The organism is Dyadobacter beijingensis DSM 21582, assembly GCF_000382205.1.
Classification (GTDB): domain Bacteria; phylum Bacteroidota; class Bacteroidia; order Cytophagales; family Spirosomataceae; genus Dyadobacter; species Dyadobacter beijingensis.
On sequence record NZ_KB907788.1, the window covers coordinates 300,405 to 312,653 of the forward strand.

Below are 12,249 nucleotides of genomic sequence, written 5' to 3' on the forward strand. Positions count from 1 at the left end.
CTTATGGCAGATTTGAAAATAGGTGTCGTCGAGGACGAGCTCGTGATAGCGCGGACGATCCTGAGCACCCTCGACGAGCTGGGCTACCAGCATTGCGGCCCGGCGATCAACTACACCGAGGCCATGCAAATGCTCGAAAAAGATAAACCCGACCTGCTGCTGCTGGATATTCAGCTGGCCGGCCGAAAAGACGGCTTCGACGTGGCCGAACAGCTGAACGAGACCAATAAACTGCCCTTCATCTTCCTGACGGCCAACAGCGATTTCGAAACCATTGACCGGGCCAAAAAGGTGAAACCGCATGCGTATATCGTCAAGCCGTTTACCAGAGAAGAGCTCTATGCCGCCATCGAAATCGCATTCCTTAATTTCACCGGCAAGCAAGCCATCGAAAAGCTCGAAAAGCCGGCCGCGTCAGCCACGCGGAATTACCTATTCGTCAAGGACGGCTACGTGTTCAGAAAGGTATTCTTCGACGAGCTGCTTTACCTGGAAAGCGAAGCGAACTATGTCCTGCTGCATTTGACTTCCCAGAAAAAGATTGTGGTCCGATCGACGATCAACGACTTCACCGAGCAGCTCGACCCCGGCCGTTTCCTGCGCATTCACCGGCGCTTTGCCGTAAACAGCCACTACATCGAAGATATATTCCCCAACGAAATCTCCCTCCGCAGCGAGAAGCTGCCGATCGGCAAGTCGTACAGGGAGGAGCTTTTGCGGGTGCTGGGGATAGCTGACCGCTGACGGCTGAGGGGTGACCGGTGACTGCCGACCACCGACCGCCGACCGCCGACTGTTCACCGCTGACCGCTGACTGCCGACCACCGACCGCTGACTGCCGACCGCTGACGGCCGACTGCCTTACGGCTGACCGGTGTTGCTGACTGCCGACGGCTGACCGTCGACTGCCGACCACCTACGGCTGACCGATGTTGCTGACGGCTGACAGGTGATGCTGACGGCTGAGCGCTGATGCTGCCCTTCTATGATCACATGTTCGGCTTTCCCAGGCTGCTGCGGAGTCTATTCATTTTTGCAAACAATTCTTCTGAGCGGCTATACAGCTGAGTAAAATCTTCTGGCGAGATGTAGTTCCTTCTTCGCGAAAGGTGTAGACAGGTAACACATTCAGCCAATGAGCGAATTGAATATCCCAGGAATTTCCTTTGCTCAGCGTTAGATTGTCCTATCGCGCCTTCTGCAATGTTAAGTGATATGGAGTCGGCAGCTCTTTTGAATTGCGAGGTCAATGAAAATTGCTCTTCTTTGGGAAAACTCCGAGTGAGTATATGTGTGTCGTCCGCAAATTCAATTGCCAGCCTCCAAATTTCCAGCTTTTCAAATTTGTATGACATAAACAACGTAGCGACAAACGACCACCGCCCGTCTTTTTTGTTCCAATAAAAACAGGCGGCATCCTTTATTCCAATCAGAATAATCCAAAGTTGAGGATCAATTATCCATCGATACAATAAGCCCATCGCTGCATACCAAAATGCGGTCAGCTATCGGCATTCACCGGTCAGCGGACCACTGTCGGCAATCACCGGCCAGCGATCGGCGGTCAGCGGTCGGCGGTCATCCATCGGCGGTCAGCGGTCAGCCATCAGCGGTCAGTCAGCCCCCCCAACCCAATCCGCTTAAACTCCCGTGTGAGCTCCGTCAGCGATTGCTCTACGCCCATGCGTTCCAGCGACGAGGCACCTACGAAGCCGTGGATGTCGCTTTTGGCAAGTACTTCGCGAACGTCGGCCGGGGTGTTGACGGGTCCGCCGTGGGCGAGGACGAATACGTTCGGATTCACTTCCCGCGCGGCGTCGCCGATGCGTTGGGTGCGTTCGATGGCTTCGTCCATGCTGCAAGTGGCGTCCACCACGCCGATAGAACCGCCTACTGTGGTACCTACGTGGGCGATGATGGCGTCGGCGCCTACCTCGGCCATTTGCCGCGCTTCTTCCGGCGTGGCTACATACACGATCGAGAAAAGGTCCATCATCGTAGCGAGGCGGATCATTTCCACTTCCTTCGCAAAGCCCATCCCCGTTTCTTCCAGCACCTGCCTGAAATGGCCGTCCACAATGCTGTGGGTAGGGAAGTTGTTGACGCCCGAAAAGCCCATTTCCTTCACTTTCAGCAAATGGTGCCACATTCTCCGGCGCGGGTCGGAGCCGTGGACGCCGCAGATGACGGGTATCTCCTCTACGACGGGCAGTACTTCAAATTCACCGATTTCCATCGCTACGGCATTGGCGTCGCCGTAGGCCATGAGCCCGGCCGTGGAGCCGTGCCCGGCCATTCTGAACCGGCCGGAATTATAGATGATAATGAGGTCGGCGCCCCCTTTTTCGATGAATTTGGCGCTGATGCCCGTGCCGGCGCCGGCGGCGATAATGGCTTTCCCCTGGTCGATCGTGGCTTGCAAGCGGTCCCTTACTTCCTGTTTCGTGTAGGGGTTTCCCTTTCCTGTCCATGGATTAGGCATAATATTTCGGTTGTGGTTATGAATGAATTAAGATTGATTGATCATTTACCGGTTCCGCATCAGCCCCAGCAAGGTATCTACCAATAGCTGGGCAAATGCCGGGTCGTTAATGTGCGTATCGGCTTCGGTGACAGTGACCTGACCGCTGATATGTTTTTTAATGGCCGTAAAAAGGGCATTGTCGGCAGCCGGATTGTGAAAAATACCCCCATCCGATGCGACCTGCGAAATGCCCCGCAGCGGGAGCACGACGGCGGCCGATACCGGCGAACGGCTCACTTTCCGCGCCAGGCGCTCGCCCAGGATCGCGTTCTCGCGCTCGTCCGTACGCATGAGCGTCACATCGGGTGCCCAGCTGTACAAATGCCGGTCTGCGAAAGCGCGCGGGACGGTGTCGAGGTGGGCGAAATTCACCATATCCATACAGCCCGGCACCACTACCTGCGGGATGCCCATATCGGCCGCTGCCGTGAGCCTTTCAGGCCCGGCGCTGCAAATGCCGCCGCAAAGGTCGTCGGCGAGCTCGGTGGTGGTAATATCCAGCACGGCGTCGAAGCAGCCCTCGCGGATGAGCGATTCCATCGTTTTGCCCCCCACGCCTGTGGCATGGAACGCGAGGACTTCAAAACCCGCATGGGTCAGGAGTTCGGTGCATTTGTCGACGCACGCCGTGGTATTGCCGAACATGCTGATGGCAATGCTGCGCGTGGGCATATCGGTGCCGGCCGTTTGCACATTGGCCATGGCGCACACGGCCGCGGCGGCCTGCGCCACCAGTTGCCGGAGAATGTGGTTCATCCCCGCCACGTCCACCACGGAAGGGATCAGCATAATATCCTTGTCGCCGATCTGGCGCGAAAGGTCTTTCGTTGCCAGTGTGGTGAGGCACACTTTGGGCGCACCGAACGGAATTCCCTGCATGGCCGACAATGCGATGTAGGTACCGCCGCCGCCGCCCATCCCTGCGACGGCTTTGATTTTCCCCTCCTGATAAAGCCGCGCGACGAGCTTCGCGGCGCCCCGGCCCATGATATCGATGGCCTTGCCCCGGTCGCGGTCGCGGCGAAGTGAACCTATGTCCTGGTCCGCGGCAGCCGCTACGGCTTCGGCTTCGAAATCGATGGGAAATGCGTCGGTCGTGCCGAAAACGCCCGTGTTCATCGTAACGACCGTTTCGCCCTGCGCCAGGATACAGTCCCGCAGGTAGGCGAAAACATCGCCCTTGGTGTCGAAACAGCCGAGTAGGAGAATGCTTTTATCTGAAATTGACATAATGCAAGTATAACCACATATCCGTATGCAATGCAACCCCGCGCCTCAAAGCGATTTCCGGCGCAAGGAGCTGCTCAATGGTGTGAATGTCATCACGGGCAAAACCGTGAATACCGGCGGGAAAGAAAGCACCTTTACCGCGGTACCCTACTACGCGATGGGCAACCGCAGCGGCAAGGGCAACAAAGTATGGCTGCCCGTGCGCTAATCCGCCTCAGGAGAACCGGTTGCGGGCATCATAGGCAAGCCCGAGCCCCACGCTCGACAGCTTGTTCTCCTCCGACCATTCGGCGGCGGGGAAAAGTGCGCGGAAACGTTCCTGAATGAGCGGGATCTCCGTGGAGCCGCCGGTCATGATCACCAGCCCGATAGCCTCCGGCGCGATGCCGGCGCTGTCGAGGCATTGGCGGGCGGCTTCGACAATGCGCTGCGTTTTCGTATTGATCGCCGCATTGAACACCTCCCGCTCGACATTGATCTGCAAATCCTCATCGATAAACGGAAGCGACGCTACATAGGCGTCGTTTTGCGTTAAGCCGATCTTGATATTTTCCGTTTCGGCGAGTACGGCATGGCCGCTTTCCTGCTCGAGGACGTTGATCAGCCGGCCGTATTTTTCCGGCGAATGCGTTTCGCGCAGCAGTTGTTTGGCCTGGAATATGGTCCTGTTGGTATATAAAAAATTGACCTTGCTCCATTCCGACAGGTCGAAATAGTGATAGGAGGGCACTTCGAGGTTTTTGACGCCGTACGTTGTCCGGAATCCCAGCTCGGGCATCATGCGCGCGAGGCTCAGGTCCTTGTCGAAATCGTTGCCGCCGAGGCGTACCCCCGTGTTGGCCAGAATGTCGCTCGTTCGGTCGTGCTTACCTGCATTTTCTTTCGAGAGGCGTATTACTGTAAAATCGGAGGTTCCTCCGCCGAGATCCACAACCATCGCCAGTTTCTCTCCCAATACCCGCGCCTCGTGTGCGAATGCGGCCGCGATCGGCTCGAACTGGAAGCCGATATGCTCGAAGCCGAGGCTTTGGGCAATGGCTTTGAGCTCCTCCTCGGCCCGCTGGTCGGCGGCGGGGTCGTTGTCGACAAAGTGTACAGGGCGGCCCATGACCACGTGTTTGAGCTCGGTGTTGCAGTCGGCTTCGGCCTTGCGTTTCATCTGGTCGAGAAACGCCGCCACGATCTGGTCGAACTTCATCAGTTCCCCATTCACCATCGTGCCCTGGCGCATGGCCGGCGTGCCGAGCACCCGTTTGAGGCTTCGCATCAGTCGGCCGGGGTTGCGGTTCAGGAAGCGTTCCATGGCGGCGCGGCCGAAGAATGCCTCATTGTCTTTCCGCGCGAAGAACATGGCGCTCGGGATGGTTTTGTGGTCGTTCTCGACGGGAATCAGGAAAACGTCGTCGGAACTGGCTATGGCGAGGCTGGAATTGGAGGTACCGAAGTCGATGCCGCAGAAAACAGGAGTAGTCATTTTTTTCAAAATTGGGGGCGCAAATGTCCTACTATTTGTCGGGTAATGCAAATGCTTTGCGAAACTAATGCAGAAAACGCAGGCTGCCCGGCGTGGAAGTTGTGATGTAGGTCACGTAATGGTCTGCGGCGGATCGGGTTACTTTGTAATGTCAAAACGGAATAAAGTATTGACAATTAAGGTATTGTTAACCCTTTAAATGAAACAGACATGCCATTCATACAAATTGACGTAACCCGCGAAGGCGTTACCCGCGCGCAGAAGCAAGCGCTCATTTCAGGCGTGACCGACCTCATTACGGAAGTACTCGACAAAGACCCGCACCTGACGCACGTCGTGATCCGCGAAGTGGAGCCCGACGACTGGGGATATGCCGGCGAGCAGGTATCCGTATTGCGTGAGAAAGGGATCACTGCACAAAGAAAATAGTCCATCCATTTTTTTGAAATAACCATTATGAAAACGCAGACAGTAATCGTTACCGGCGCATCGACCGGGATAGGCAGGGCCGTAGCCGCACTTTTTCTTCAACACGGGCACCGTGTGATCATCAACTCGGCCAATGCGGAAAACCTGGCCGCTACTTACGCCGAACTCGGCCACCACGATCGCCTGGTGCAGGTAGCGGGCGACATTAGTAACAAAGCGACAGGGAAATTGCTCGTAGATACCGCCGTGGCGCGGTTCGGCACAGTGGACGTGCTGATCAACAACGCGGGGGTATTCGAGCCTAAAAGCTTTCTGGACGTGGATGAGGAACACCTCGACCGCTTCCTGGACACTAACCTGAAAGGGACGTATTTCACGAGCCAGTCGGCGATCCGCCAGATGCTCCAACAGGGCGAAGGCGCCATTATCAACATCGGTACGGTGCTTGTGGACCACGCCATCGGCGGCTTTCCGGCCACGGCGCCCATTTCCAGCAAAGGCGCCATCCATGCATTGACGCGTCAATTGGCCGCGGAATTCGGGAAGAACAATATCCGCGTGAACTGTATCGCGCCCGGCATTATCCGCAGCCCGCTCCAAGCCAAAACCGGTGTGACAGACGCCGACAGCCTGGCCGGCCTGCATTTGGTGGACCGCATCGGCGAAACGGAAGACGTGGCGCAGCTGGCACTCTACCTGGCCGGCAGCAGCTTCATTACCGGTGAGGTGATCAACCTTGACGGCGGCCACGTGGCCGGCCACCATATTGGCTAAGTGAAGGGGCGCAAGCCGTCTCTATGTCACCCTAGATATCTAACACGCTCACTCAGAAAACATTACCGGTCACTAGCTATTCGGTGGCCTTTGTTTTCAGGTACAAAAAGTTAAAGTAAATTTCGGCTGTAATTACAATTTCCTGATTTACAACCGAAACCGCCGGACGCGCACCGGTGGGGCAGGGATGCTTTTACTTTAATTTTTTGAGCCATGAAAAAGACAAACTTTCAAGCAGCGTGCCTTGCCGGTACGCTCGTGATTCTCTTCCTGATCGGTTGGGAATCCTACCTGCGGAATCGCGGGTTCACGCTGTCGTACAACGACGACGAAAGCCTGTGGGCGCATACGCGTCAGCAAATTTACGACGCTACGCCTGCCGGGCCGGTGATCGTCGGTACCTCCCGTGCCAAATTCGATATCGACCTGCAAACCTGGGAAGGCATCACGGGCCAGTCGCCTGTGCAGCTGGGCATTGTGGGCACTACGCCGCGGCCTGTGCTGCAAGACCTTGCCGACGATCCCGCGTTCAAAGGCACGGTGATCGTGGATGTGATGGAGCCGCTCTTTTTTCAGCCGGACGGCTCATTTGCAGAGACTTCCGCGAAGAAGCGCCTGGACTATTACCCCAAATGGTCGCTATCGCAGCAGGCGGGTTTCTTCATTAACCAGCCGCTGGAAAACCACCTGATGTTTCTAGACGAAGAGCGTTATTCGGTGAATGCGCTTATCAAAAGGCTGCCGATCGCAAGTCGGCCGGGCGTGTTTGTGTTCCCCGTGTTCCCGATGGAATTCGAATATGTGCAGCCCAACCGGCAAACCTCTTTCACCGAGAACTTTTTGAAGGATACCACCGCCCAGCGTGAAGTAAGGGACGTGTGGACGCGAATGGGCCTCACAAGCGCGAAACGCGGCGTAAGCGGCGATACGCTCGCCCACATTATCCGCTCCGTTGCGCAAGCCGTGGGCAAGATCCGTGCGAGGGGCGGAGAGGTCTTATTGGTGCGGTTCCCTTCCAGCGACGCTGTCTGGAATGCCGAGCAGCAGGCCTATCCACGTGCATTGTACTGGGAAAGATTAGTGAAGGAAACAGGCGTGGCAGGCATCCATTTTGCCGATTACCCCGAGCTTTCTCGCTACAAATGCCCCGAATGGTCGCACCTCACGCCGGCCGATGCCCGGGCTTTCACCAAAGACCTGGCCCGGATCATCGAAACGAAAACGAAATGGTCTTTGCAAAATGCGGTATCTCATCATAATCCATAACATTCGATCTCATTAGCCATGGTATTCAATTCATACACCTTCGTCCTGTTTTTTGTGGTGCTGCTGGCACTGCACAACATGCCTTTTTCGTGGACTGCGAAAAAACGTAATTTGCTGGTAGCCAGCTATATTTTTTACGCGCTCTGGAACCCGCCGTTCATCCTGTTGCTCTGGCTTTCAACCGTCGTGGACTTTTATATGGCCAAACTGATTTCCGTCACGGAAGAAAAAAAACGGCGTCGTATGTGGCTCGCAGTGAGCCTGGTACTGAACCTGGGAATGCTGAGTTACTTCAAATACGGCGGCTTCCTGCTCGAAAACTTTACCATGCTCATGAACTCGATGGGCATTGCTTTCCAGGCGGCCAAACCGGACATTATCCTGCCGGTCGGGATCTCGTTTTACACTTTTGTCACCTTGTCTTACACGATCGACGTATATCAACGTAAGTTCAAGCCGGAGTCGTCGTTTCTCGATTTCGCATTGTTCGTGACGTACTTCCCGCACCTCGTCGCCGGGCCGATCGTCCGTCCCGAAGACCTGATTCCGCAGTTCAAAGAACCGAAAAAAGCGACGGGGCAGCAGTTTTCCTGGGGTGTGTTCCTGCTAACGCTCGGCTTGTTCCTCAAAGTAGTGATCGCCGACGGCTGGCTGGCCGATACTTCCGACCTTATTTTCGGGTTGCCATTCCCGGTGAACCCGCTTGACGCGTGGTCGGCTGTGCTGGCATTTTCCGGACAAATCTTCTGTGATTTCAGCGGCTATTCCACCTGTGCCATCGGCGTTTCGCTCTGCCTGGGTTTCAAATTGCCGGAAAATTTCCGCTATCCCTACGCCGCCGCCGGTTTCTCGGACTTCTGGCGCCGCTGGCACATCACGCTGTCGACCTGGCTGCGCGATTACCTGTACATTCCCCTGGGCGGCAACCGCTCGGGCCGGTTCCGTACCTATATGAACCTGATGATCACGATGCTGCTCGGTGGCTTATGGCATGGCGCTTCATGGAATTTTGTGATTTGGGGCGGTTTGCACGGACTTTTCCTCTGTGTCGAAAGGCTATTGCAGCGAAAATCCCGGAGCGTGCCGCAAGTTGTGAATGCGGGCGGCATTGTATTGCAGGCAACGGTGATCCCCGTACGGCCCGGTAAAATGGCGCTGCTGCTGCGCGTGCTGCTCACGTTTTTCCTCGTTAACGTGACGTGGGTGTTCTTCCGCTCACCCGATTTCGGCACGGCCATTAAAATGTTGCTTTGTATGTTCGGCGTGATTACGCAGGGCCCCAAAATGCTCACGACGCCCGATATGCTCAAAGTAGCGATCGTGACGGTGGGCCTGCTTGTTTGTCACTGGCAAATGCGCGAGCGCACGGTGCACGGTTTGTTTGAAAAAATGCCTTGGTGGCTGTTTGGGACGTTGTGGGGTATTATGCTGATCCTGCTTGCATTGACGCAAAAAAGCACGGGTTCATTCATTTATTTCCAGTTTTAACCGTATGTAAATGCACATGGTCCGGTGGGCGCTACGAGCTGCCTACCGGACCATTTTGTTATTGACCTTTACATTATTCAACGTAAAGTCCTGGACGACGGACTTGTCATAGGCGTCGTTTTTAGCCGTAATGTCGAGATTTTCAAAGCTAAATTTCGACAGCTTGTCCGAATCGCCCGGATTCACATCGAAAAACACCTCACATTTCAGCCGGATGTTTTTCAAACTAATGTGGTCAGAGTAGGAGAGCGGCACGTCTTTTCTGCCCTTCAAATCGAAAAATTGTTTCCAGGGCTTCACATAAATGAGGCTGTAAGCGTAGCCGTCCACATTTTCGACGCTGATAAACTCGTAACGCTGGGGCGTGTCGGGCCGCATTTTGAGCCATAGCACGCGCATGGCGTTCTCGATATGGCAGTTGCGCATCACTACGTTGCGGTTGTGAATGGCCTCGCTCCCGCACGTGAGCGCCGCGTGGCAGAAGCCGAAATTCGTATCCTCGATGATGATATTCGTGTTGCTTCCATTGCCCGCGTCCTTGTCGGCATATGGTCCTTTACCGCCTTTCAATGCGATGGCGTCGTCGTTCACGGCCAGGTAGCAGCCTTTGACGAGCACATTGTTGCACACGTCGAGGTCGATAGCGTCGGTACTGGGCGCCTTAACGGGCTCGTGCGGCGCGGTAATGCGGACGTTGAGGATCTTGACGTTGTTGCATTGGTAATAATGGCTCGTCCAGAACCCCGAATTTTGCAGCCGCACGTCTTGCACCTGCACGTCGTTGCTTTTCCAGATGAACACCAGCCGCGGCCGCGAGACTTCCAGGTTGGTACAGTTCGGATTTTCCTTCCGCCGCTGCCAGAATGCCTTCCAGTAGTTCAGTCCATTGCCGTCGATCGTCCCGTTTCCCGAAATCGTGAAGCCATTCACGCCGTACGCATTCACGAGCGCGGGAAAATAGTCCAGGTTTTGCCCTTCCATGCGCGAGGGCATCATCGGGTAATCGGCGATTTTGTCGGAGCCTTTCAGCACGGCGCCTTCGGCCAGGTACAGGTGTGTTTTGGGTTTAAAAAACAGCGCCCCGATCAAAAACGTGCCTTTCGGTACGACGACCACGCCGCCGCCCGTCGCATTCGCCTCGTCGATCACCCGCTGGATGGCGGCCGTTTGCACCACGTTGCTATCCGGTGAAACGCCATGCTTTGTGAGTACGAACTGCGTGCCGAGGCTGGCCAGGTCTATTTTGGAAGTGTCTGAAAACCATTGCGGTATGGCAGTCCCGTCGGGGAAGGTCCCGGGCCGGCCCGGTTGTGCCAATGCAGCCGCGGCGATGAGCTGGATGAGGAATATGCATAAGTTTTTCATAACCCCTTGAAGGCTGGGCACGGCGTGTTTTACTCAATCCAGGGAAGGTGAAAATGCGGTTTTACAAATGATTGAATGGTGACATGGCGTGCAGCGAGCGACCTTAGAACGATGTCCAGAAAGGTAACAGGCAACCTTTTTTTACGACAAGAATCGTGGAGACAAACATAACGCGGCGCGGATCTGATTTAATGACAATTTTTGGTTGGATTTTTACCATTTCGTTTATCGCGATGACCTTTATTCCGCGATCATTCGATCATGTCATGTTTGTTGACGGGCTGGCCTATGCGGCTATTTCACGCAATATGGCGCAAGGCTTCGGGACATTTTGGGCACCTTATTTCGCAGATTCGTTCTGGCTGAATTATAACAACCTCTGTGCATTTTTTTGCGAACATCCGCCGCTGATGTTTGGCATGCAATCCATGCTTTTCAAAATCATGGGCGATACGACGGCCGTCGAGAACTGCTATAATGCCCTTGTACTTGCAGCAACCATCGTGCTGATCACACTGATCTGGCGACAACTTTTTGCCCATAACCCGTCGCTGAAAGCCCAAGCCTGGCTGCCGGTACTGATGTGGTACAGCCTGCGCATTGTATGGTGGGCTGTACCGAACAATATGCTCGATACGACGATGGCGATGTTCTGCCTGGCTGCGTGTTATACGCAAACGCGCGCATTATCGTGCAAAGGCAATGCAATCGGGCATTGGATATTATCGAGCCTCTTCATATTTCTGGCTTGCCTGACGAAGGGCCCCGTTGGACTTTTCCCAGTGGCATTTCCGGTCCTGCATTACCTGGTTTATAAAGAAAAGCCAAAGCGGGTATTCGGCGGAACGGCAATTTTAACACTGACATTTGCATTGCTATTAATAATCACATTAGCATATCCGCCTGCCAATCTGCTGTTAACGAGTTATTTCGAAGGGCAGGTGATGATGGCTATTTTACAAAAAAGGGAGCACGCCGGGGAGCATTGGACCGCGCATTTTTATCTGTTGAAAATGCTGTTAGTCAATTGCATTCCGCATTTGATTCTGACCGGTGGAATCTGGCTGATCGCAAGGTTGCAAATTGTGAAAGCAGCATTATCGGATTCAACAAAGCGGACCGTGTTTTTGAACCTGCTTATTATAATGTCGATTATCGGCCCGATGTCTGTCAGCATTAAGCAAAGTGACCCGTATTTAATGCCGCTCACGCCGTTTGTCGCTATTTTATTTGCCGCAGTTAGTGTTGAACGAATCGTTTTGTGGTGCAGGCAATTCCGGTTTCAAAGCCGTTTTGTATTCATTACCGCTTCGGTTTGCTGTGTCATCATCATGGTCTATTCTTTATTTAACCCCGCCTGGGACCGGATGTACGAAGTGTCGACGGACCTGGCGCGGCACATCCCCGCCGGCCGCCACATTTACCTTGCCCCGGACATTTCCACCTCCTCCGAGCTCCAAACGCCGCTGCAACGCTACGCCCGCCTCTCCGTCGCATTCGATTCCACCGCCACACGCTATACCTATCTAGACGACCCGGCCACCGCTTCCGACTCCATCACCGCCTCGCCGCATTTCAGAGTAGTACCGCTTGCCGGCAGCGCCATGCTGGTGATAAGGCTGGATAATGGCAGCATTTCGGCGAAGTAGGCCGCCCCGGATGCAGGGGCAGCCTTTTCATGGCATAGATGCAAACGGCT

General features: G+C 54.9%; 12 protein-coding genes. 7 read left to right on the plus strand and 5 right to left on the minus strand.

What is annotated here, in order from left to right; genetic code table 11:
* Nucleotides 1-3: 3 nt before the first annotated feature.
* Nucleotides 4-744, plus strand: coding sequence for a LytR/AlgR family response regulator transcription factor (locus H144_RS0114900; RefSeq protein ID WP_019942879.1), 741 nt, complete (start codon nucleotides 4-6; stop codon nucleotides 742-744).
* A 245-nt stretch (nucleotides 745-989) separates the two neighbouring features.
* Here H144_RS0114900 and H144_RS0114905 read toward each other — a convergent pair whose 3' ends face one another.
* The 3 genes from H144_RS0114905 to H144_RS0114915 all read right to left on the minus strand — a co-directional run bounded on the left by H144_RS0114905 (nucleotide 990) and on the right by H144_RS0114915 (nucleotide 3,754).
* The gene (locus H144_RS0114905; protein WP_019942880.1) at nucleotides 990-1,481 is read right to left on the minus strand and encodes a four helix bundle protein; all 492 of its coding nucleotides are present in this window, start codon (nucleotides 1,479-1,481) and stop codon (nucleotides 990-992) included.
* A gap of 125 nt (nucleotides 1,482-1,606) precedes the next feature.
* On the minus strand, nucleotides 1,607-2,482 hold the full coding sequence (locus H144_RS0114910) for a phosphoenolpyruvate hydrolase family protein (protein WP_019942881.1): 876 nt from the start codon (nucleotides 2,480-2,482) through the stop codon (nucleotides 1,607-1,609).
* Nucleotides 2,483-2,527: 45 nt separating this feature from the next.
* Nucleotides 2,528-3,754 (minus strand): Tm-1-like ATP-binding domain-containing protein, encoded by a 1,227-nt coding sequence (locus H144_RS0114915; protein WP_019942882.1) that lies wholly within the window; start codon nucleotides 3,752-3,754, stop codon nucleotides 2,528-2,530.
* 25 nt (nucleotides 3,755-3,779) lie between these two features.
* Here H144_RS0114915 and H144_RS0114920 point away from each other — a divergent pair, with 25 nt between their 5' ends.
* Entirely contained in the window at nucleotides 3,780-3,962 is a 183-nt protein-coding gene (locus H144_RS0114920) for a hypothetical protein (protein WP_019942883.1), read from the plus strand.
* Between the two features lie 6 nt (nucleotides 3,963-3,968).
* Here H144_RS0114920 and H144_RS0114925 read toward each other — a convergent pair whose 3' ends face one another.
* On the minus strand, nucleotides 3,969-5,228 hold the full coding sequence (locus H144_RS0114925; protein WP_019942884.1) for an Hsp70 family protein: 1,260 nt from the start codon (nucleotides 5,226-5,228) through the stop codon (nucleotides 3,969-3,971).
* Between the two features lie 210 nt (nucleotides 5,229-5,438).
* Between H144_RS0114925 and H144_RS0114930 the strand changes: the two genes are divergently transcribed.
* From H144_RS0114930 to H144_RS0114945, 4 genes are all read left to right on the plus strand, one after another.
* On the plus strand, nucleotides 5,439-5,657 hold the full coding sequence (locus H144_RS0114930) for a tautomerase family protein (RefSeq protein ID WP_019942885.1): 219 nt from the start codon (nucleotides 5,439-5,441) through the stop codon (nucleotides 5,655-5,657).
* 27 nt (nucleotides 5,658-5,684) lie between these two features.
* Entirely contained in the window at nucleotides 5,685-6,431 is a 747-nt protein-coding gene (locus tag H144_RS0114935) for an SDR family NAD(P)-dependent oxidoreductase (RefSeq protein WP_019942886.1), read from the plus strand.
* A gap of 213 nt (nucleotides 6,432-6,644) precedes the next feature.
* Nucleotides 6,645-7,697 (plus strand): hypothetical protein, encoded by a 1,053-nt coding sequence (locus tag H144_RS0114940; RefSeq protein ID WP_019942887.1) that lies wholly within the window; start codon nucleotides 6,645-6,647, stop codon nucleotides 7,695-7,697.
* An 18-nt stretch (nucleotides 7,698-7,715) separates the two neighbouring features.
* Nucleotides 7,716-9,185, plus strand: coding sequence for an MBOAT family O-acyltransferase (locus tag H144_RS0114945; RefSeq protein ID WP_019942888.1), 1,470 nt, complete (start codon nucleotides 7,716-7,718; stop codon nucleotides 9,183-9,185).
* 42 nt (nucleotides 9,186-9,227) lie between these two features.
* On the opposite strand, the gene H144_RS0114950 is transcribed toward H144_RS0114945, so the two are convergent.
* Nucleotides 9,228-10,550: a rhamnogalacturonidase gene (locus tag H144_RS0114950; protein WP_019942889.1), complete on the minus strand. Its 1,323-nt coding sequence runs from the start codon at nucleotides 10,548-10,550 to the stop codon at nucleotides 9,228-9,230.
* 266 nt (nucleotides 10,551-10,816) lie between these two features.
* Here H144_RS0114950 and H144_RS31945 point away from each other — a divergent pair, with 266 nt between their 5' ends.
* On the plus strand, nucleotides 10,817-12,199 hold the full coding sequence (locus H144_RS31945) for an ArnT family glycosyltransferase (protein ID WP_169409399.1): 1,383 nt from the start codon (nucleotides 10,817-10,819) through the stop codon (nucleotides 12,197-12,199).
* Nucleotides 12,200-12,249: the final 50 nt, after the last annotated feature.